The 19,684-nt window shown below is 68.6% G+C and carries 21 protein-coding genes; 6 read left to right on the top strand and 15 right to left on the bottom strand.

What is annotated here, in order from left to right; translation table 11 throughout:
• From EJC77_RS20805 to EJC77_RS17260, 3 genes are all read right to left on the bottom strand, one after another.
• Window positions 1-321, bottom strand: a 321-nt coding sequence (locus EJC77_RS20805; protein ID WP_205787444.1) for a hypothetical protein, incomplete at its 3' end; no start/stop codon positions are given.
• Window positions 322-560: 239 nt separating this feature from the next.
• Entirely contained in the window at window positions 561-2,795 is a 2,235-nt protein-coding gene (gene katG, locus EJC77_RS17265) for a catalase/peroxidase HPI (protein ID WP_125615518.1), read from the bottom strand.
• Window positions 2,796-2,810: 15 nt separating this feature from the next.
• Window positions 2,811-3,251, bottom strand: coding sequence for a Fur family transcriptional regulator (locus EJC77_RS17260; protein WP_125615515.1), 441 nt, complete (start codon window positions 3,249-3,251; stop codon window positions 2,811-2,813).
• Between the two features lie 333 nt (window positions 3,252-3,584).
• Here EJC77_RS17260 and EJC77_RS21215 point away from each other — a divergent pair, with 333 nt between their 5' ends.
• Window positions 3,585-3,746 carry a VOC family protein gene (locus EJC77_RS21215; RefSeq protein ID WP_240630339.1) on the top strand — a complete coding sequence of 54 codons (162 nt, stop codon included), beginning with the start codon at window positions 3,585-3,587 and terminating at the stop codon, window positions 3,744-3,746.
• Window positions 3,747-3,979: 233 nt separating this feature from the next.
• Here EJC77_RS21215 and EJC77_RS17250 read toward each other — a convergent pair whose 3' ends face one another.
• Window positions 3,980-4,327 carry a VOC family protein gene (locus EJC77_RS17250; RefSeq protein WP_125615512.1) on the bottom strand — a complete coding sequence of 116 codons (348 nt, stop codon included), beginning with the start codon at window positions 4,325-4,327 and terminating at the stop codon, window positions 3,980-3,982.
• Window positions 4,328-4,484: 157 nt separating this feature from the next.
• On the opposite strand from EJC77_RS17250, the gene EJC77_RS17245 reads away from it, so the two are divergent.
• Entirely contained in the window at window positions 4,485-5,039 is a 555-nt protein-coding gene (locus EJC77_RS17245) for an HNH endonuclease signature motif containing protein (RefSeq protein ID WP_125615509.1), read from the top strand.
• 133 nt (window positions 5,040-5,172) lie between these two features.
• Here the strand turns inward: EJC77_RS17245 and EJC77_RS17240 are convergent, their stop codons facing one another.
• Window positions 5,173-6,678, bottom strand: a complete 1,506-nt coding sequence (locus tag EJC77_RS17240; RefSeq protein WP_125615506.1) for an APC family permease — start codon at window positions 6,676-6,678, stop codon at window positions 5,173-5,175.
• A 137-nt stretch (window positions 6,679-6,815) separates the two neighbouring features.
• Window positions 6,816-7,385: a leucyl aminopeptidase family protein gene (locus EJC77_RS17235; protein WP_240630338.1), complete on the bottom strand. Its 570-nt coding sequence runs from the start codon at window positions 7,383-7,385 to the stop codon at window positions 6,816-6,818.
• Here EJC77_RS17235 and EJC77_RS17230 point away from each other — a divergent pair.
• Complete coding sequence (locus EJC77_RS17230) at window positions 7,275-8,006, top strand: SLC13 family permease (RefSeq protein WP_338069496.1); 732 nt, start codon at window positions 7,275-7,277, stop codon at window positions 8,004-8,006. The two genes, EJC77_RS17235 and EJC77_RS17230, sit on opposite strands and share 111 nt — an antisense overlap.
• A 105-nt stretch (window positions 8,007-8,111) precedes the next feature.
• Here the strand turns inward: EJC77_RS17230 and EJC77_RS17225 are convergent, their stop codons facing one another.
• Window positions 8,112-9,710, bottom strand: coding sequence for an ABC-F family ATP-binding cassette domain-containing protein (locus EJC77_RS17225; protein ID WP_125615500.1), 1,599 nt, complete (start codon window positions 9,708-9,710; stop codon window positions 8,112-8,114).
• Window positions 9,711-9,857: 147 nt separating this feature from the next.
• Between EJC77_RS17225 and EJC77_RS17220 the strand changes: the two genes are divergently transcribed.
• Genes EJC77_RS17220 through EJC77_RS17210 form a run of 3 tightly spaced genes read left to right on the top strand, consistent with a single transcriptional unit; the run spans window position 9,858 to window position 11,793 of the window.
• The gene (locus EJC77_RS17220; protein ID WP_125615497.1) at window positions 9,858-10,469 is read left to right on the top strand and encodes a biotin transporter BioY; all 612 of its coding nucleotides are present in this window, start codon (window positions 9,858-9,860) and stop codon (window positions 10,467-10,469) included.
• Window positions 10,466-11,161, top strand: coding sequence for an energy-coupling factor ABC transporter ATP-binding protein (locus EJC77_RS17215; RefSeq protein ID WP_125615494.1), 696 nt, complete (start codon window positions 10,466-10,468; stop codon window positions 11,159-11,161). Before EJC77_RS17220 ends, EJC77_RS17215 begins: the two co-directional genes overlap by 4 nt.
• Window positions 11,161-11,793, top strand: coding sequence for an energy-coupling factor transporter transmembrane component T family protein (locus tag EJC77_RS17210; protein ID WP_125615491.1), 633 nt, complete (start codon window positions 11,161-11,163; stop codon window positions 11,791-11,793). Before EJC77_RS17215 ends, EJC77_RS17210 begins: the two co-directional genes overlap by 1 nt.
• Window positions 11,794-11,800: 7 nt before the next feature.
• Here EJC77_RS17210 and EJC77_RS17205 read toward each other — a convergent pair whose 3' ends face one another.
• The 8 genes from EJC77_RS17205 to EJC77_RS17170 form a co-directional block, all read right to left on the bottom strand.
• Window positions 11,801-12,940 (bottom strand): thiolase family protein, encoded by a 1,140-nt coding sequence (locus tag EJC77_RS17205; protein ID WP_125615489.1) that lies wholly within the window; start codon window positions 12,938-12,940, stop codon window positions 11,801-11,803.
• Window positions 12,921-14,378 carry a class I adenylate-forming enzyme family protein gene (locus tag EJC77_RS17200; protein ID WP_125615486.1) on the bottom strand — a complete coding sequence of 486 codons (1,458 nt, stop codon included), beginning with the start codon at window positions 14,376-14,378 and terminating at the stop codon, window positions 12,921-12,923. Before EJC77_RS17200 ends, EJC77_RS17205 begins: the two co-directional genes overlap by 20 nt.
• 110 nt (window positions 14,379-14,488) lie before the next feature.
• Window positions 14,489-14,833, bottom strand: coding sequence for a metal-sulfur cluster assembly factor (locus EJC77_RS17195; protein ID WP_125615483.1), 345 nt, complete (start codon window positions 14,831-14,833; stop codon window positions 14,489-14,491).
• Between the two features lie 34 nt (window positions 14,834-14,867).
• A complete protein-coding gene (gene sufC / locus EJC77_RS17190) occupies window positions 14,868-15,635 on the bottom strand; it encodes a Fe-S cluster assembly ATPase SufC (protein WP_125615480.1) in 768 nt (255 codons plus the stop codon).
• A 41-nt stretch (window positions 15,636-15,676) separates the two neighbouring features.
• Entirely contained in the window at window positions 15,677-16,039 is a 363-nt protein-coding gene (locus tag EJC77_RS17185; RefSeq protein ID WP_125615477.1) for a non-heme iron oxygenase ferredoxin subunit, read from the bottom strand.
• Window positions 16,039-17,340 (bottom strand): Fe-S cluster assembly protein SufD, encoded by a 1,302-nt coding sequence (gene sufD, locus EJC77_RS17180; protein ID WP_125615474.1) that lies wholly within the window; start codon window positions 17,338-17,340, stop codon window positions 16,039-16,041. The genes EJC77_RS17185 and sufD overlap by 1 nt, the downstream gene beginning before the upstream one ends.
• Window positions 17,341-18,816: a Fe-S cluster assembly protein SufB gene (sufB, locus tag EJC77_RS17175; RefSeq protein ID WP_125615471.1), complete on the bottom strand. Its 1,476-nt coding sequence runs from the start codon at window positions 18,814-18,816 to the stop codon at window positions 17,341-17,343.
• Window positions 18,816-19,607, bottom strand: a complete 792-nt coding sequence (locus tag EJC77_RS17170) for a helix-turn-helix transcriptional regulator (RefSeq protein WP_125615468.1) — start codon at window positions 19,605-19,607, stop codon at window positions 18,816-18,818. Before EJC77_RS17170 ends, sufB begins: the two co-directional genes overlap by 1 nt.
• Window positions 19,608-19,684 lie beyond the last annotated feature (77 nt).

The raw sequence follows: 19,684 nt of genomic DNA, 5'->3' as shown, positions 1-19,684 counted from the left end.
CTCCGCTACGAGTTCGCCTGACCCTTGCCCCGAACCAGCTGCGCGGAAATCCGCGCTAACAGCTCCGGGACGGAGACGGTCCCACCCATTGTGGGCGCCGGTGACTTTGGAGATCACCAGCAGGGCCGGCTGGGCGGACAGGCCCATCGCCTTCAGATCCCAATACACGAAGGCTTGCAGCCCGTGCTTGCCCCGCAGGGTCCCGGATGCCTTGGCCCGGTGGTATAACTGGGAGGCGTGGTCGGCCGCCAGGTTGCACGTCTGAAGGGTGCACAACAGCGAGGCGGCCACCTGCGGGGTGGGCGCCAGCTTCAGATGCACCGTGCGTATCACACTATCTAACATGCGCAGGAAACCAGCCACCCCTCACCTGGAACGGAAGCGAAGCTTCACGACGCGCTTCCTCCCGGCCCCAACGGCCAGGATTCCGCGCTCAAACAGGGCGAGCTACGCCCCCGTTGAAGCGGTGTCGAGGCGAGTCAGGACGGTCTGGCACCGGACCAGCCACGACGTGGACGCGAACGCCCCCGACCACGTGGTCGGGGGCGTTCGACTCGGGGCTAGGCGCGGCGGTAGCGGCCGAGCTCCATCACCTTGGTCCACGCGGCGACGAAGTCCGCGACGAATTTCTCCTTCGCATCGTCGGCAGCGTAAACCTCTGCCAGTGCACGCAGCTCGGAGTTGGAGCCGAAGACGAGGTCGTTACGCGTGCCGGTCCACTTCTGCCGGCCCTGCGCATCGGTCGCCTCGAAGCGCTCCTGCCCCTCCCCGATGCTCTTCCACGTGATGCCCATGTCGAGCAGGTTCACGAAGAAGTCGTTGGTCAGGGTCCCGGGCTTGTCGGTGAAGACGCCGTCGGTCGAGCCCTGCACGTTGGCACCCAGGACCCGCATACCACCGACCAGCACCGTCATCTCCGGAGTGGTCAGCGTCAGCTGACTGGCCCGGTCGACGAGCAGATGCTCCGCCGACAGGCTGTTGACCTTGCCACGGTAGTTGCGGAACCCGTCGGCCTTCGGCTCGAGCGGGGCGAACGACTCGATGTCCGTCTGCTCCTGCGTCGCGTCGGCGCGGCCCGGAGTAAAGGGCACCTGCACGTCATGCCCGGCGTCCCTGGCGGCCTTCTCGATGCCGACCACACCACCGAGGACGATCAGGTCTGCGAGCGAGACCTTCTTGCCACCGGTCTGGGCGCCGTTGAGCTTCTGCTGCACACCCTCGAGCGCACTCAGCACGGTCGCAAGCTGAGCCGGCTCGTTGACCGCCCAGCTGTTCTGGGGCAGAAGCCGGATGCGCGCCCCGTTGGCGCCACCGCGCTTGTCGCCACCACGGAAGGTCGACGCCGATGCCCACGCGGTTGTCACCAGCTGGGGCACGGTCAGCCCGGTGGCGAGGATGTCGCGCTTGAGCGCTGCGACGTCCGCGTCGTCGACCAACTCGTGATCCACGGGGGGCACCGGGTCCTGCCAGATGAGCTGCTCCTCGGGAACTTCCGGGCCGAGATAGCGCTCGATCGGGCCCATGTCACGGTGCGTGAGCTTGAACCATGCCCGCGCGAACGCGTCGGCGAACTGGTCCGGGTTCTCCAGGAACCGGCGCGAGATCTTCCCGTAGATCGGGTCTTCCCGCAGGCCGATGTCGGTCGTCAGCATGGTCGGCGGGCGGCTCAGCGAGCCGTCCTGGGGGTCGGGCACCGTGTTCGCGCCGGCCCCGTCCTTCGGCTGCCACTGGTAAGCGCCGGCTGGGCTCTTGGTCAGTTCCCACTCGTAGCCGAACAGGATCTCGAAGAAGCTGTTGTCCCACGTGGTAGGCGTGTTCGTCCAGGTGACCTCGAGGCCGCTACCGATCGCGTCCCGGCCCTTGCCGCTCTTGTAGCTGCCCTTCCAGCCGAGTCCCATTTGCTCCAGGCCCGCGGCCTCCGGCTCCGGCCCGACATATTGCTCGGGGTCGGCGGCACCGTGGGTCTTGCCGAAGGTGTGGCCTCCGGCGATGAGTGCGACGGTCTCCTCGTCGTTCATCGCCATCTGCTTGAACGTCTCACGGGTGTCGCGCGCCGCTCCGAGCGGGTCCGGGTTTCCGTTCGGGCCCTCGGGATTGACGTAGATGAGCCCCATTTGCGTCGCGGCGAACGGCTTGTCGAGCTCGTGGTCGCCGTGGTGGCGCTCGTCGCCGAGCCAGGTGGTCTCCGGGCCCCAGTAGACGGACTCGTCCGGCTCCCACTCGTCCACACGTCCGCCGCCGAAGCCGAAGGTAGCGAAGCCCATCGACTCGAGCGCGACGTTGCCGGCCAGAACCATCAGGTCGCCCCACGACAGCTTCGCGCCGTACTTCTGCTTCACCGGCCACAGCACACGCCGGGCCCGGTCCAGCAGCACGTTGTCCGGCCAGCTGGACAGCGGCGAGAAGCGCTGCTGACCCGCGCCCGCGCCACCGCGGCCATCCTCGATGCGGTACGTGCCCGCGGCGTGCCACGCCATCCGGATGATAAGCGGGCCATAATGACCGAAGTCGGCCGGCCACCAGTCCTGCGACGTGGTGAGCACATGCTCGACGTCCTGCTTCACGGCCGGCAGGTCAAGACTGTTGAACGCCGCGGCGTAGTCGAAGTCTTCGCCGAGCGGGTTGGCCACGGCCGGATTGCGAGCGAGCAGCCTGAGGTTGAGGCGGCCGGGCCACCAGCCGGAACTGCGCTCACCCTCGGTGGGGTGCAGCCCCCGCCCGTGCACGACGGGGCACTGCCCCTCGGGGCTCTCGGTGTTGAGCTCGGCTTCACGGGTCTCGTGGTTGTCAGTCATAGCATTCCTTCCGGACTAAAGGGATGATCGGGAACGGCTTGCAGAACAGTCGGGGCACAGGCCCCAGTAGATGACCTCGGCCTCATCGATCACGAAACCGTGGTCGTGGGAAGCGGACAGGCACGGAGCATCACCGACTGCGCAGTCGACGTCGGCGATCGCGCCGCAGCTACGGCATACGACATGGTGATGGTTGTCACCGACCCGCACCTCATAACGGGCCACTGAGCCGGCCGGCTCGATGCGCCGGATCAGCCCCGCCTCAGCGAGGGCACCGAGCACGTTGTAGATCGCCTGGTGCGAGACCGCGCCAAGTTCGCCACGGACCGCACTGATCACCGACCCGGTGTCGGCGTGCGGGTGTGCGTCAACAGCGGCCAGAACGGCAAGCCGAGGTCGCGTCACGCGCAGGGAGGCGTCACGCAACATCCCCTCGAACTCCGTCGTTCCTGGCATGCAGTCAATTATTCGCCGTGATGTGGAATCATTCAAGATTGATGGTTAGTCGAATTCCAGCCGGACCCGGAGAATCGGGGTCAGTCAGCCGACCGGACCGCGAGGGTCGCACTGCTCCGAGCTCGTCTCGACGATGAAGGACGTCGGCACGCACTGCCTGGTACAGGTGGTAGCCGTCGAGGTCCAGGTCATCGGAATCCCCGACTCCCTCACCGAGATCGTCATGCTGCGGCCGCCCGACGGAGGTACCGGGCTGGAGCTCTCGAGCTTCGTCCGGCCCGACCACCAGCCCGGATCGCCGCCGCGATCGCCAACGAGCTGGGGCTGCGCAACATGGCCTTCGAGGTCGACGACCTCCAGGCGGTGGTCGACCGGCTGGCCGCGGACGGCTACGGGCTGGTCGGCGACATCGGCCAGTACGAGCACATCTGGCGGATGGCCTATGTGCGCGGTCCCGAGGGGATCATCGTGTCCCTTGCCGAGCAGATCGGCTGACCTGCCTTCAGCTGCGCCGACCTCACCGGTGACCCCGCCTCCGGCTACGTCGCGACGGTCCCGAAGACTGGGTTCTCGACCGGATTCGCCCGTCGACCAACGACGAGCGAGACCTCTCGGGGGAGCTGTTCGCAGCCGGAAGTGGCCGTCCCGTAAAGGATTGCCCGACCGCACATCTCCGGGCCGAAGCGACGCATCTGTACCGATTCGAGTGGAGGCGTCAAGAGATCTTCCTAACGAGCGGCCAAGACACAGAATTCGTTTCCTTCCGGATCGGCCAGAACAACCCAGGAGGTGCGGCCCTGACCGATGTCGACGCGGCTGGCCCCGAGGCCAACGAGTCGCTCGACCTCCGCTTGTTGGTCGTCGGGTACCCAATCAAGATGGAGCCGGTTCTTACCCCGCTTGTGCTCGGCAACCTCGACGAAAATCATGCTGGGCGTCTGACCAGGGGCAGGAGCCAGCTCTATTGCGTCGCTATCCTCGCCCACGACTTGCCACCCCGTGGCGGCTTGCCACCATCGCGCGAGCGACGAACAATCACGGCAGTCGACAACAATTTCCTCGAGACGAAGAGCCATGTCTCAAGGCTAGGCAGACGCCGCTATAAAGACTAGGGACTGTGTCCCGCAGCACGTTCCCTATACGGCACGCACAAAACAGACACATGACCGCTTAGCGTGAATTTCCGCATCGATCCTCCTCGGACCCCGGCACCGCCACTAACCCCCGCACACCGTGCCCGGGCAACCGCCGCGGTGGGCCGGGGACATCCCGTGCGGCCTGTCCGGGGTGCACCAGCCCGGCACCGGGCAGGGAGCCGACACCCCGGCCCTGCGGGACGGGCGGACCCGGGCCCAGCACCTCCTGCACCAGCTGCTGGACTGCGTCACCCTGGCCGCGGCCACCCACACGCTGCCCGACAACGGCGGGCTCCGGCCCCAGCTGATCGTCACCCTCCACTACGAGGACCTCATCCCGCTCGTGCTGGGCTCCACGGGTGCCGTCCTGGACGAGGGCCGCCGCCACCGCCTGGTCACCCCCGCCATCCGGCGGGCCCTGATCGCCCGCGACCGCGGCTGCGCATTCCCCGACTGCGAGCGCCCACCCCAGTGGACCGAGGCGCACCATGTGAAACCCTGGTCCCACGGCGGACCCACCAGCGTGGCCAACTGCGTGCTGGTCTGCGGTTACCACCACCACCTGCTGCACCGCATNCGCTCCGGCACCGGTACCGCAACCTCTACCGCCACCCACCCCACATCTGACCGGCAGCACAGCGCCGACGGGTGAACCATGCCGGGGCCTCGACGGGCTCGACCACCGGCCCAAAGCAACTCGACCACCGGCCCAAAACAGTTGCGGGGAATTGGCGCGGCATTCGGGGCGTCCGGTCCGCACTGGGGGGTGCCGCTTGCTTCCTGAACTACTCTTCCTCCCCCAAGTGGACCGCCGCCACACCCTCCTCACCGTGACCGATCCGCCGGTACACCTCCGGCTTTGCCTTGCGCAGGTACAAGCCCCAGACGACGCCGGCCAGCCCGGGCACGACGATCAATGCGGGCAGGATGAAGGTTGCGGCATTGGACTGCGTCTGGCCCAGCAGCACGTCGAAATTCAGCACGATCAACACGAACACAATCCCCAGCAGGACGAATCCTAGCGCGGGTGCCAGCACCCGCGCCCACGGGCCGACGTCATGCCTGCGGCGCCGGAAGAAGCCGATCACGGCCAGTGACACGATGGTCATCAGCAGTACCAGGCCCAAGGCGCCGGTGTTGGTCAGCCACGTGAACAAGGTCAGTACCGGGTACAAGGCGCCCAACGGGGAGCCGCTACCGGCGATGGCGAAGATCGCCACCACGACCACGGCGATGCTGGTCTGCGACAGCGAGCCGGCGTACGGCGCACCGCTGTGGTGGCGGATGGCGGCCAGGGCCTTTGGAAGTACGCGCTCACGCCCGAGCGAGAAGAAGTACCGGGCCACCGCGTTGTGGAAGCTGACCAATGCCGCGAACAGGCTGGTCACGAAGAGCAGGTTGGCAATGTCGGAAACCAGCACCCCGGCATGGCTTCCCAGGAAGTTGAAGATCAGGTTCGGGCCGTCCTTGGTGGCGGTCGCAATCACCGTGGACGGACCTGTGCCGACCACCATGGCCCAGGAGGAGACCGCATAGAACACCGAGATGATGGCGACGGCACTATAGGTCGCCCGGGCCACGGTGTGCTTGGGGTCCTTCGACTCCTCCCCGTAGATCGCGGCGGACTCGAATCCCATGAAGGCGGCTATGCCAAAGGACAAGACCGCCCCGACGCCCGGCACGAACAGGCTCGTCGGGCTGAGCGGGGCCGCGCTGACACCCTCGGGAGCGACGACGAAGGAGGCTATGTCGTAAACGATCACCACCAGGAATTCCAGCCCCACCAGCACGCCGAGCACCTTGGCGGAGAGGTCCACCCGGTTCACGCCCAGAAGCCCGACGATGGCAATGCAGACCAGCACCGGGATCCACCAGGGCACGGTGATTCCGAGCCGCTCGGAGAACAGCGAGGAGACCGTGAAGCCGATCAGCCCGTAAATGCCCACCTGCATCAGGTTGTACGCCATCAGCGCCACGATGGACGCGCCGACACCCACCGGCCGGGAAATGCCCTGCGCCACGTATGAGTAAAAGGCTCCGGCGTTGATGATGTAGCGGCTCATGGCCGCGTAGCCAACGGCGAACACGGCGAGCGTGCCACCGAGCAGCAGATACGACAGCGGAACGCCGGTGACCCCGGTGACCGCGAAGGTCGTGGTGACGCCCCCGGCGAGCACGGTCAGCGGCGCCGAGGCGGCAATGATCATGAAGGTCACCGCGGGAACGCCGAGACGGCGCCTGTGGTGAGCTGCCTGTGCTGCCGGGCTTGGGGTGCCGGCCTCAACGCTCATGGGGATCTCCTGTTCTGGCGCCAGTCGCCAACTCGATCCGCGTCCTACCGCATATCTTCCCCTCCGCCGTGGCAGATGGCCAGTGGCCAGGAAAAACCCGGACCAGGACAGTTCGGGGCCTTTCCAGCGGAGTTGGGTTACCGCGTCGGCCTGAAGTTGCGCGCCACCTCGATCAGCGTGCGGGCGCCGAACCCGGTCGCACCCTTGGACCGCCAGGAGTCGTCCGTGTCGGACTGCATGGTCCCGGCGATATCCTGGTGGGCCCATGGGGTATCGCCCACGAACTCGGCCAGGAACAGGGCCGCCGTCGTCGCCCCGGCGTACTTGCCGCCCAGGTTGGAGATGTCAGCGATGTCCGAATCCAGTTGGGCGCGGTATTTGCGCTCCAGCGGCAGCTGCCACACCTGCTCGCCGGTCGCCGCGGACGCCTTCGTGACCTGGTCGACGAGGGCCTGGTCGTTGCCGAACACGGGTGCCGTGAGCTGGCCCAGCGCCATGAGCGCCGCCCCCGTCAGCGTGGCGATGTCAATGATGGCGTCGACGTTGTCCTCGTTCGCCATCGTCATCGCATCGCTCATCACGAGGCGTCCCTCGGCATCGGTGTTCTTCACCTCGATGGTCTTGCCGCTGCGTGTGGTCAGCACGTCGCCGAGCTTGTACGCGGACCCCGAGGGCATGTTGTCCGTGCACATGAGCCAGCCGGACACGGTGGTGCCGACGCCCAGGCCGCGCCGCTCAGTGCGGCCGGGATCCGCGCGCTCGTCATCCTGGCCGCCATGGTCATCCTGCTGGCCACCGGCGTCGTCCCGCCCGTCGTGGCCGGGCTGCTCGCCGCGGGCGCCATGATCCTGTCCAATGTGGTCACGCTGTCGGCCGCGTACAGGTCGATCTCGTGGACCACCGTCATCCTCGTCGGCGGCATGCTTCCGCTGTCCACGGCCATTGAACACACCGGCACGGCGGACCTGCTGGTTCACGGCCTCACGGGGCTCCTCGGCAACGCCGCGCCGCACGTGATCCTGCTGGCGATCTGCGTGATCACCATGGTCCTGGGCCAGGTCATCAGCAACATGGTCACCGCCCTGATCGTGGCCCCGGTGGCGCTGGCGCTGGCCGCGGAGCTGGGCATCTCCCCGATCCCGCTGCTGATGGTGGTCACGGTATCGGCGGCGGCGTCATTCCTGACGCCCATCGCCACGCCGGCCAACATGATGGTCATGGGCGCGGCCGGCTACCGCTTCGGCGACTACTGGAAACTCGGGTTGCCGCTCCTGCTGCTGTTCCTGGCCGTCGCGGTGTTCCTGGTCCCGGTCATCTGGCCGTTCTGACCCCACCGGTGGTCGAGCCCGTCGAGACCGGGTGATTTCGACAAGCTCAATCACCGGTGGTCGAGCCCGTCGAGACCCGGTGATTTCGACAAGCTCAATCACCGGTCAGGCCAGGGTGATGAGGTCCAGGTAGTCCTGGCTCCACAGGTCCTCGTCGCCGTCCGGCAGCAGTACGACCCGTTCCGGGTTGAGCGCCTCGACGGCCCCCTCGTCGTGGCTGACGAGCACAACGGCGCCCGTATAGTTTTTCAGCGCGCCGAGGATCTCGGCCCGGCTGGCCGGGTCCAGGTTGTTCGTGGGCTCATCGAGCAGCAGCACGTTGGCCGAGGACGCCACGATGGTGGCCAGGGCCAGGCGGGTCTTCTCGCCGCCGGAGAGCACCCCGGCCGGCTTGTCGACGTCCTCGCCGGAGAACAGGAACGAGCCGAGGATGTTGCGGACCTGGGTGTCATTCATGTCCCCGGCCGTGCTGCGCATGTTCTCCAGCACGGTGCGGTCCGGGTCGATCGTGTCGTGCTCCTGGGCGTAGTAGCCGACCTTCAGGCCGTGTCCGGGGACGATCTCCCCCGTGTCCGGCACGGAGACTCCGGCGAGCATGCGCAGCAGCGTCGTCTTACCGGCGCCGTTCAGGCCCAGGATGACGACCTTGGAACCCCGGTCGATCGCCAGGCTGACGTCGGTGAAGATCTCCAGGGAGCCGTACGACTTGCTCAGCCCCTCGGCCATGAGCGGGGTCTTGCCGCACGGGGACGGATCGGGGAACCGCAGCGCGGCGACCCGGTCCTGGACACGCACGTCCTCCAGGTTGCGCAGCATCCGTTCGGCGCGCTTGGCCATGTTCTGTGCGGCGACGGCCTTCGTGGCCTTCGCCCGCATCTTGTTGGCCTGCTCCATCAGGACGCCGGCCTTCTTTTCGACGTTGGCGCGTTCGCGGCGGCGGGCCCGCTCGTCGGTCTCGCGTTGGACGACGTACTTCTTCCAGCCCAGGTTGTACTGGTCGATCGTGGCCCGGTTCGCGTCCAGGTGGTACACCTTGTTGACGGTCGCCTCGAGCAGGTCGGTGTCGTGCGAGATCACGATCAGCCCGCCCTGGTGGTTTTTCAGGAAGTCGCGCAGCCAGTTGATGGAGTCGGCGTCGAGGTGGTTCGTGGGCTCGTCCAGCAGCATGGTCTCGGCGCCGGAGAACAGGATGCGGGCCAGTTCCACACGGCGGCGCTGGCCGCCGGAAAGCGTCTTCAGCGGCTGGTTCAGGATGCGTTCGGGCAGCGCCAGGTTGGAGGAGATGGCGGCCGCCTCGGCCTCGGCGGCGTAGCCGCCGTTGTTCAGGAACTCGTCCTCCAACCGGTCATACCGGCGCATGGCCTTGTCCCGGACGGCCGGGTTGTCGCTGGCCATGTCCGTCTCGGCCTGGCGCAGCTTGCGGATGACCTTGTCCAGGTCGCGGGCGGACAGGATGCGGTCGCGAGCCAACTGCTCCATGTCCGGGGTGCGCGGGTCCTGCGGCAGGTAGCCGATCTCGCCGCTGCGGGTGACCTTGCCGCCGGCCGGCAGGCCCTCGCCGGCCAGCACGCGGGTCAACGTCGTCTTGCCGGCGCCGTTGCGGCCCACCAGGCCGATCTTGTCGCCCTTGTCGATGCGGAAGGACACCTCGTCCATCAGCAAACGTGCCCCGGCGCGTAACTCGAGGTCTTGGACGACGATCAACGTAGTACCCTTTCAGAGAACGGATGGAGGCCGCACAACCTCCACGGCCCCAAGGCCCCCGGACGGTTGCACAACCTGTCCAGTCTACCGATCCGGACCTCCACCAGGGATCCGGCGTGAGGAACGCAACACCATGAACGCAGCACGATGAACAAGATATCCGTGAAAAACCGGGCCACGCACGCCCCGGCGCGGCCGCGGCAGCGGTGGAACCCCACCGACCTGGCACTCATAGCCGTCTTTGCCGCCCTGCTGGCCGGTTCCGTGGCCATACCCGGCGTCAATGTGGGCGCGTTGGGCGTGCCCATCACGCTGCAGACCCTCGTCGTCAGCCTGTGCGGCCTGGTGCTCGGCTTCGGCCGCGGCGTGGCCGCCGTCAGCCTGTACATTCTTCTCGGTCTCGCCGGCCTGCCGATCTTCAGCGGTTTCCGCGCCGGCCCGGCCGTGCTCGCCAGCCCGTCGGCCGGCTACATCATCGGCTTCATCGTCGGCGTGGCCGTGATCGGGCTGCTCACGCCCTGGGCGCTGCGCGCCAGGTTCAAGCCCGCCGCCCTGTTCGCGGCCGCCGTCGCCGGCATGCTCCTCATCCACGCGAGCGGCGTGGCCGGCTTCATGGCCAAGGGCATGGGCCTGTGGACCGCCGTCGTCACCGATGCGATCTACCTCCCGGGCGACATCATCAAGAACGTCCTGGCCGTGGTCATCGCCCTGAGCCTGCACCGCGCCTTCCCCGACCTGTTGGTGCGCCGGCGCAAGTGAGCCGCATCGTCCTCGAGTCTGCCGGCGTCAGCGTCCCGGCGCCGGCCGGCGGCGACAAGATCATCCTGCGCCCCACCACACTGACCCTGACCGAGTCGCGTATCGCCGTGATCGGCGCCAACGGCTCCGGCAAGTCGACGCTACTGCGCCTGCTGAACGGGCTGGTGCTTCCATCGACCGGCACCGTGCGCGTGAACGGCCTGGACAGCCGCGCCGACGGCCCGGCGCTGCGCCGCACCGTCGGGTTCGTGTTCACCGACCCGCTGTCCCAACTCGTCATGCCCACCCCGCGCGAGGATGTCGAACTGTCGCTGCGCCGGCGCAGGCTCGGCAACGCCGAGCGCCGCGCCGCCGCGCTGACGCTGCTGGCCCGGTACGGGCTGGCGGGCCTGGCCGAGGACAGCGTGTATGACCTCTCCGGCGGCGAACGACAGCTCACCGCCCTGGCCACCGTGCTCGCCGTCGAACCCGACGTGCTGGTGCTCGACGAGCCGTCCACGCTGCTGGATTTGCGCAACACGCGGCTGCTGCAACACACGCTTGCGGCGCTGCCCCAACAGATCGTCATGTCCACGCACGACCTGGCACTGGCGCAGGCGGCCGACCGCGTGCTGGTGGTCAACGACGGCGCCATCACCTTTGACGGCCTGCCCGCCGACGCGGTGGCCCACTACCTGGCGCTGGTCGGCTGATGCGCGGGCACGCGCACCTGGTGGCCGGCTACCGGGCCGGCACCTCGCTGGTGCACCGCACTCCCCTGTGGCTCAAGGCGGTGCTGCTGCTGTGCATCGCCGTGCTGTGCTTTTCCGCCCCGCTGCTGCCGCTCCGCGCGTCGGTGACGCTCACGACGGCGGTGCTCGCCGCCGTCGTCCTGGCCCACCTTGCGGCGGGGTTGGGAATGGCACGGCTGTGGCGGGCCGTGAAGCCGATGGCCGTGTTCCTCGGCCTGATCGCCGCCTACCAGTGGTGGCAGCACGGCCCCGGCGTCGCGTGGCAGGTGCTGGCGGCCATCGTGGCCACGGTGCTGGCGTCGACCATTGTGACCACGACGACGCCCGTGGACGAGCTGCTGGACGGGCTGGGGTCGCTCGTGCGCCCGTTCGAGCGGTTCGGGGCCGACCCGGAACGGTTCTCGCTGACGGTGGCGTTGATGCTGCGCAGCATCCCGTTCGTGATCGGCGCGTTCAACGACGTGCGCGACGCCGCGCGCGCCCGCGGGCTGGAACGCAACCTGATGGCCCGGTCGCTGCCGGTGGTCATCACCACGGTGGCGTACGCGCGGCAGACCGGGGAGGCGTTGGCCGCCCGCGGGCTGGGCGAGTAGGGCGCCGCTAGAGCGTTTGCCACTCGAAGTGGGCCGAGATGCCCATGCCGCCGGCCATGCTGATCATCGCCAGTCCGGCCCTGCCGGGATCGCCGCGCAGTTGGGCGAAGAGCCGCACGACCGAGACGGCGCCGGATGCCCCGTACGGGTGGCCGAGTGCCAGGGCGCCGCCGTCACGGTTGAAGCGTGCCGCGTCCAGGCCGAGCAGGTCGGCGACCGCCAGGACCTGGGCCGCGAAGGCCTCGTTGAATTCAATGACGGTGCCCGGCGCCCGCCAGCCGGTTCCGGCCAGGGCCCGGGTGGACGCCGCGGCCCCGACGCCCATCAGGTTGGGGTCGGTGCCCGCCACCGCTGCGCCCGCGAACACGAGCCCGCCGGTCGCCAGTTTCGCCGCCCGGGCACGGGAGGCCACGACGACAACGGCCGCGCCGTCGCTGTGCGGGCAGGAATTCCCGGCCGTGACGGTCCCACCCGGCACGAACGCCGGCACGAAGCGTTTAAGCAGGCGTGCGTCGAGGCCCGGCCGTAGGCCCTGGTCTGCGGCCAGGCCGGCGAGCGGGACAAGCTCGTCGTTGAAAGCGCCCCTCACGCTCGCGTCGACGGCACGGCGGTGGCTTTGCAACGCGTAGGCGTCCTGGCGGTCCCGCGTGATGCCGAACTCGCGGGCCACGTTCTCGGCCGCCACCCCGGCGTCGGGGTCCCCGGTCGCGAGCGGGGCGAATTGGGCCCGGTCGTAGAAGCCGAGGTTCCCGTCCGGCCCGCGGCGGGCCCGCGCCGGTGCCGTGGAGGTGCTCTCCACTCCCCCGGCCAGGTACAGGTCGCCGGCGCCGGCCTGGACGAGCCGGCAGGCCAGGACGATGGCTTCCAGGCCGGACCCGCACTGCCGGTCCACGGTCAATCCCGGCACCGACTGCGGCAGGCCCGCCGTGAGTGCGGCCAGCCGGGCCACATTGCCGCCACCGCCGGTCGCGTTGCCCAGGATGACGTCGGTGAATCCGGCGGGTGCGGCGCCGGAGTCCGCGCTGACGGCCCCGATGACGTGGGCGGCAAGGTCGTGGGCGGGCAGGTCGCGGTAGGCGCCGCCGGCCCGGGCCGTGGGCAGGCGGCGGGCGGCGATGATGACCGGGTCAGTGGAGGCGGTGGGCATGTACGCCACTTTCGTCCGGCGCGCCGGCCAGCCAGGCCGCGAGGATCGACCGGCTCGGCTTCCCGGCCGGCGTGAGCGGCAGCCCGGCCAGCTCGTGGTAGCGCAGCGGACGAAGGTGCGCGGGCAGGGCGGCCGCGGCCTGCCGAAACGCAGCCAGCGCCGTGGCCGCCCCGGCGTCTGCCCCGGCGTCTGCGTCAGTATCTGTGTCGGCGTCGATCGGCAGGACGCCGGCCACGACGGCCTGTCCCCGTACGGGGTCGGGGACGCCGGTGACCAGGACGCGCCAGCCGGGCGCGGCGGCTGCCAGGGCGTCCTCGACCTCCTGCGGATACACGTTGCGGCCGCCCGTGACGATCATGTCCGACTCGCGGCCGATCACATGCAGCCGGCCCGTGCCGTCCAGGTACCCGCGGTCATGGACGGTGCACCAGCCCTCCGCGGCGGAGAACGCGAGGCCGTCGTCGCCCCACACGTACCCGTCGGAGACGAGCCCGCTGCGGACGTGGATGGTGCCGGGCGCCCCTGCCGGGAGCGGCCGGCCCGCGTCGTTGCGGATCTCGACCCGGGTGCCGGGGAACGGCGGGCCGGCGCCGGGCGTGCTGCCGGGTCCCGCGACGGCGGCTGACGCGACGAAGCCGAGCTCCGAGGCGCCGTAGTACTGGTGGATGACCGCGTTCGGCGCCCACCGTCGTGCCAGCGCGACGGTCTCGGCTGGCAGCCCGGAACCGGCGCAGATTATGGTGCGCACCCCTGGCGCGGCCTGTCCGAGCGCCAGGCCGCGTTCGGCGACCAACCGGAGGACGGTGGGCACGAGCACGAGGCGCGTGGCGCCGTCGTCCGTGACGTCCCGGAGCGCGGACCCGGGGGTGAAGAGCCGCGGCGCCCGGAACGTGGTGCCCGTGTACAGGCACTCGGCCAGCGTGTACAGGTTGAGGCTGGAGGCCATCGGGCCCGGGGCGTAGGTGACGTCGTCGGCCCGCAGCCCGAAATGCGGGGCGCTGCGTTCGAACGACTCCCGCCAGGACCGCCGGGTGCGGCTGAATCCCTTGGGCACGGAGGTGGTCCCGGACGTGAGCCCGATGAGGAACGTGGACGCGTCGGGTCCGTCGGCGAGGTCGGTGAACTCCCGCGCCGCAAGGCCGCCCTCATGGGCACGGAGGCGTTCCAGGACCCCGGCCCGGACATCCTCCGGCCACCCGGGATCGAGCACGGCCACGATCCCGTCCCCGGCCACGGCCGCCGCAAACCGCACGGCCAGCTCGACCCCGTTGGCCAAGCACAGCGCCGTCATCCGCCGTGATGACGGGCCGGAGGCATCATGGACCTGGGTGACGGCGTCAAGGAAGGCCGCCCAGGTCAAGGATTCGCCGCCAACGGCAACGGCCACCCGACCCGGTCGGTCGGCGGCCCATACGCGGAGCTTGTCAACGAACGGCATTGCCCTCCATGGTAACGAAATGCCGCTCCGGTGGTTGAGGTGGTTGAATCCGTCGGTGGTTTCGACGGGCCCAACCACCGGTGGTTGAGCCCGTCGAAACCACCACCGCGCTAGATGTTGAACCCGAGGGCGCGCATCTGGTCGCGGCCGTCGTCGGTGATGCGTTCGGGGCCCCACGGCGGCATCCACACCCAGTTGATGCGCCATTCGTCGACGAGCAGCCCGAGGGCGTTCTCGACTTGTTCCTCGATGACGTCCTGGAGTGGGCATGCCGCCGTGGTCAGCGTCATGTCCATCAGCAGGGCGCCGTCGTCACCGTAGTGCAGGCCGTAGAGCAGCCCCAGGTCGACGACGTTGACCCCGAGTTCGGGGTCGATGACGTCCTTGAGGGCTTCCTCGATGTCCTCGAGCGTCGTCGCGGCGGCCGCCGCGTTGGACTCGCTGGTTTCGGTCATGGTTCCTTCTTGTGGTTACGCCAGGTTGTGGTGACTAGGCCTGGGCCGATTCGGCGACCAGGTAGCGGTCGTAGCCTTCGTCTTCGAGGCGGTCGGCCAGTTCGGGGCCGCCCTGTTCGGCGATGCTGCCGTCGACGAAGACGTGCACGAAGTCGGGCTTGATGTAGCGCAGGATGCGGGTGTAGTGGGTGATGAGCATGGTGCCGAGGTTGCCGCCGTCGATGGCACGGTTGACGCCCTCGGAGACGACCTTCAGCGCGTCGACGTCCAGGCCGGAATCGGTCTCGTCGAGGATGGCGAACTTCGGCTTGAGCAGTTCGAGCTGGAGGATCTCGTGGCGCTTCTTCTCGCCGCCGGAGAAGCCCTCGTTGACGTTGCGCTCGGCGAATTCGGGCTCGATGCGCAACTGGTGCATGGCCGCCTTGACGTCCTTGGTCCAGGTGCGCAGCTTGGGGGCCTCGCCGTCGATGGCGGTCTTGGCGGTGCGCAGGAAATTCGTCATGGTGACCCCGGGGATCTCGACCGGGTACTGCATGGCCAGGAACAGGCCGGCGCGGGCGCGCTGGTCCACGGTCATGGCCAGGACGTCCTCGCCGTCGAGGGTGATGGAGCCGCTGTCCACCTTGTAGCGCGGGTGGCCGGCGATGGTGGAGGCCAGCGTGGACTTGCCGGAGCCGTTGGGGCCCATGATGGCGTGGGTCTCGCCGGTCTTGATCGTCAGGGTGACACCCTTGAGGATGGGCTTGTTGCCCTGCTCCGTGTCGATGCTGACGTGCAGGTCCTTGATTTCGAGGGTGGACATACTCTCTGTTTCTCCTATGGGATTACGTGTCGGCGTGAGCGCTATTGGGCGCTGACGCCATTAAGAATGGTGGTGACGTCGACGTAGACGTCGTCGCCGTGGACGCTGAGGGCGAAGACCGGGATCGGCTCGAACGCCGGCAGGGTCAGTGGTTCGCCCGTGGTGAGGTCGAACGAGCTCCCGTGCGCCCAGCACTCGATGGTGCGGCCCTCCACATCGCCCTCGCTGAGCGAGATCTCGGCGTGCGAGCACGTGTCGCCGATGGCGTGCAGCATGCCGTCCGAGTCGCGGACGACGGCGACGGGCGTGTCGTCGATCTCCACCCGGACGGCGGTCTTCACGCCGACGTCGCTGCTGCGGCAGACGACGACGCCGGCGGGCGATGCGGAGGGTTCGGCACTCATTACAGGGCGCCTGCCGCCAATTCGCGTTCCACGGATTCGCGCAGGCGCTCCTCCAGGGCCGGAACCTTGATCTGCTGGATGACCTCGTTGAGGAAGCCGCGCACCACCAGGCGGCGGGCCACATCCTCGGGGATGCCGCGGGCCTGCAGGTAGAACAGCTGCTCGTCGTCGAACCGTCCGGTGGCGCTGGCATGGCCCGCGCCCTCGATGAGGCCGGTCTCGATCTCGAGGTTCGGCACCGAGTCGGCGCGGGCGCCGCGGGTCAGGACCAGGTTGCGGTTGAGCTCGTACGTGTCGGTGCCCTCCGCCTCGGCCCGGATGAGCACGTCGCCGATCCACACGGTGTGGGCGTTCTCGCCCTGCAGGGCGCCCTTGTAGGTGACCCGGGACTTGCAGTTCTGTGCGGAATGGTCCACGAACAGGCGCTGTTCCAGGTGCTGGCCGGCGTCGGCGAAGTACAGTCCGAACATCTCGACGTCGCCGCCGGTGCCCGCGTAGCGGGTGGACGGGGTGATCCGCACCAGGTCGCCGCCGAGGTTGATGACAACGTGCTTGAACTTCGCGTCCCGGCCGACCTTCGTCTGCTGGGCGGAGGCGTGCACGGCGTCGTCGTTCCAGTCCTGGATGCTCACGACCGTCAGGTGCGCGCCGTCGTCCAGGACAATCTCGACGTTCTCGGACACGACGGCGGTGCCGCGGTGGTCGAGCACGACGACGGCCGACGAGAACCTCTTCGCATGGATGAGGATGTGCTGGGCCGCCGGAGCGTCACCGGCACCGGTCAGCGTGAGGGTCGTGACGTCGTCGTGCGTTGCCACGAACTCCACCGGGATGGTGACGACGGTCGCCTCGGTGAAGCTGGACCAGGCGGCGGCCGACACGCGGTCCTCCGGGATGCCGGCGCTGCCGATGCGGGCGTCGTCGCGGCCGACGGTCTCCACCGTGACGGCCGCCGGCTTCTCGACCGTGATGACGGGTGCCGCCCCGGAGAGGTCGACGCCGTTCACGCCGACGCGGTCCAGGCCGCGCAGGCGCTTGAGCGGCGTGAAGCGCCACTCCTCCTCGCGCCCGGTGATCAACGGGAAGTCGGCGAGCTTGTAGGAGGTCAACCGGCCGGCCCGGGAGCTGTCCGGGACGCCGACGCCGCCGCCGTGGCTGTGCGACTTCGTCGCGGCGCCGGCGAGCGGTCCGGTATGCGGGTTGATCTGGTTGAGCTGTTCGCCCTCTTCCGTCATGCCGGCAATGAAGTCCTGGCCGGACGGGGCCCCGATGCGGGCCTTTTCTTGTGTGAGCTCGGTCATTTAGCCGACGGCCCCTTCCATCTGCAGTTCGATCAGCCGGTTCAGTTCCAGCGCGTATTCCATGGGCAGTTCGCGGGCGATGGGCTCGATGAACCCGCGCACGATCATGGCCATGGCCTCGTCCTCGGGCATGCCGCGGCTCATCAGGTAGAACAGCTGTTCCTCGCTGACGCGCGAGACGGTGGCCTCGTGGCCCATGGACACATCGTCCTCGCGCACGTCCACGTACGGGTACGTGTCGGAGCGGGAGATGGTGTCCACGAGCAGGGCGTCGCAACGGACCGTGTTGGCCGAGTGCTCGGCGCCCTCGCGGATCTGGACCAGGCCGCGGTAGGCGGCACGGCCGCCGCCGCGGGCCACGGACTTGGAGATGATGGACGACTGCGTGTTCGGGGCGATGTGCACCATCTTCGAGCCGGTGTCCTGGTGCTGGCCGGCGCCGGCGAACGCGATGGACAGGGTCTCGCCCTTGGCGTGCTCGCCGACCAGGTACACGGCCGGGTACTTCATGGTGACCTTGGAGCCGATGTTGCCGTCGACCCATTCCATGGTGGCGCCCTCGTGCGCGATGGCGCGCTTCGTGACGAGGTTGTACACGTTGTTGGACCAGTTCTGGATGGTCGTGTAGCGAACGCGGGCGTTCTTCTTCACGACGATCTCCACGACGGCGGAGTGCAGCGAGTCCGAGGTGTAGATCGGCGCCGTGCAACCCTCGATGTAGTGGACGTAGGAGTCCTCGTCGGCGATGATCAGGGTCCGCTCGAACTGGCCCATGTTCTCCGTGTTGATGCGGAAGTAGGCCTGCAGCGGGATCTCCACGTGCACGCCCTTGGGCACGTACACAAACGAGCCGCCGGACCAGACGGCCGTGTTCAGCGAGGCGAACTTGTTGTCGCCCACCGGGATGATGGTGCCGAAGTACTCCTGGAAGATCTCCGGGTGCTCCTTCAGCGCCGTGTCGGTGTCCAGGAAGATGACGCCCTGCTTCTCCAGGTCCTCACGGATCTGGTGGTACACGACCTCGGACTCGTACTGGGCGGCGACGCCGGCGACGAGGCGGTTGCGCTCGGCCTCCGGGATGCCCAGCCTCTCGTACGTGTTGCGGATGTCCTCGGGCAGTTCATCCCAGGAGCCGGCCTGCTTCTCCGTGGAGCGCACGAAGTACTTGATGTTGTCGAAGTCGATGCCGGACAGGTCCGCACCCCAGGTGGGCATGGGCTTGCGGTCGAAGTACTTCAAGCCCTTCAGGCGCAGATCGAGCATCCATTCGGGCTCGCCCTTCTTGGCGGAGATGTCGCGGACGACGTCCTCGTTCAGGCCGCGGCGGGCGTTCGCGCCGGCGTCGTCCTTGTCGGACCAGCCGTATTCGTACGTGCCGATGCCCTCCAGCGAGGGATTGCGTTCGAGGATGTCGGTGATGACGCTGTCGTTGACAGCGTCGGGGGCGCCAACATCGCGCGCTAGTTGATCCGTCATCACGGCCTTTCTTGCAGTGGGTTCGTAACAGTGGGAGACGGGACGGCCGCTTTGGCGGCGTGCGGCCGGATGACCGGCCGACCCGTTGGTACATGGGTCGTGCAGACGTGCCCGCCGCTGGCCATGGTGGACAGCCGGCGCACGTCGACGCCGAGCAGGCGGGCGAAGACATCGGTCTCGGCGTCGCAGAATTCGGGGAACGTGCCGGCCAGTTCCCGGATGGGGCAGTGGCCCTGGCACAGCTGTTCGGCGGACAGGGCCGAGGCGGGGTTCACGGTGTTGGAGGAGGCCACGAAGCCATCGGCGCTCAGCAGCCCGGCGAGTGCCTTCGAGCGGGCGGTCACGTCGGTGCCGGCCGCCTCGACGTGCGGGCGGTATTTCGCCTCCATGGCGGCAAAGCGGCGCCGGGCGAAATGTTCGACGGCGGACTGGTCGCCGCCGCGGGCCAGTTCCGTGAGCGCCTGGCGGGCGATCTCCAGGTAGTCGTCGCCGATCTCGGCCTGGCCGCGGCGGGAGACGACGTAGCGTCGGGCGGGTCGGCCCGCGCCGGCCCCGGCCATGCCAACGAGCTTGACCTCGATGACGCCGTGGCGGGAGAGTGTATCCAGGTGGCGGCGCACGGCGGCGGGGGTGAGGCCCAGCAGCTTGCCGAGCTGGGCGGCGCTGATGGGGCCGTGCTCCAGGATGGCGGTCAGGACGCGATCGCGGGTCCGTTCATCGGCCTCGACGGGGAATCCACCGGTTGGGGCCGCAGTGGCCGCAGCCGCGACGGTTCCCGTTGACTGGCTCATGACACCTCCCGAACTCGCACACCCGAACTTGCACGGTTGCCCCACGCAATAGACAAGATAATTATGACGTAATTAGC

Source organism: Specibacter cremeus (genome assembly GCF_003946885.1).
GTDB classification, from domain to species: Bacteria; Actinomycetota; Actinomycetes; order Actinomycetales; family Micrococcaceae; genus Specibacter; species Specibacter cremeus.
The sequence above is the reverse complement of the archived record's forward strand: the minus strand, read 5'-3'. Positions and strand labels throughout refer to the sequence as shown.

Coding starts and splice junctions, on each gene's coding strand:
- EJC77_RS17170 (WP_125615468.1), bottom strand. CDS start 19,607: ATGAGCCAGTCAACGGGAACCGTCGCGGCTGCGGCCACTGCGGCCCCA.
- EJC77_RS17240 (WP_125615506.1), bottom strand. CDS start 6,678: ATGAGCGTTGAGGCCGGCACCCCAAGCCCGGCAGCACAGGCAGCTCAC.
- EJC77_RS17220 (WP_125615497.1), top strand. CDS start 9,858: ATGAACAAGATATCCGTGAAAAACCGGGCCACGCACGCCCCGGCGCGG.
- EJC77_RS17205 (WP_125615489.1), bottom strand. CDS start 12,940: ATGCCCACCGCCTCCACTGACCCGGTCATCATCGCCGCCCGCCGCCTG.
- EJC77_RS17185 (WP_125615477.1), bottom strand. CDS start 16,039: ATGAGTGCCGAACCCTCCGCATCGCCCGCCGGCGTCGTCGTCTGCCGC.
- sufD (WP_125615474.1), bottom strand. CDS start 17,340: ATGACCGAGCTCACACAAGAAAAGGCCCGCATCGGGGCCCCGTCCGGC.
- sufC (WP_125615480.1), bottom strand. CDS start 15,635: ATGTCCACCCTCGAAATCAAGGACCTGCACGTCAGCATCGACACGGAG.
- EJC77_RS17210 (WP_125615491.1), top strand. CDS start 11,161: ATGCGCGGGCACGCGCACCTGGTGGCCGGCTACCGGGCCGGCACCTCG.
- EJC77_RS17260 (WP_125615515.1), bottom strand. CDS start 3,251: ATGCCAGGAACGACGGAGTTCGAGGGGATGTTGCGTGACGCCTCCCTG.
- EJC77_RS17250 (WP_125615512.1), bottom strand. CDS start 4,327: ATGGCTCTTCGTCTCGAGGAAATTGTTGTCGACTGCCGTGATTGTTCG.
- sufB (WP_125615471.1), bottom strand. CDS start 18,816: ATGACGGATCAACTAGCGCGCGATGTTGGCGCCCCCGACGCTGTCAAC.
- EJC77_RS17200 (WP_125615486.1), bottom strand. CDS start 14,378: ATGCCGTTCGTTGACAAGCTCCGCGTATGGGCCGCCGACCGACCGGGT.
- EJC77_RS21215 (WP_240630339.1), top strand. CDS start 3,585: ATGGCCTTCGAGGTCGACGACCTCCAGGCGGTGGTCGACCGGCTGGCC.
- EJC77_RS17195 (WP_125615483.1), bottom strand. CDS start 14,833: ATGACCGAAACCAGCGAGTCCAACGCGGCGGCCGCCGCGACGACGCTC.
- katG (WP_125615518.1), bottom strand. CDS start 2,795: ATGACTGACAACCACGAGACCCGTGAAGCCGAGCTCAACACCGAGAGC.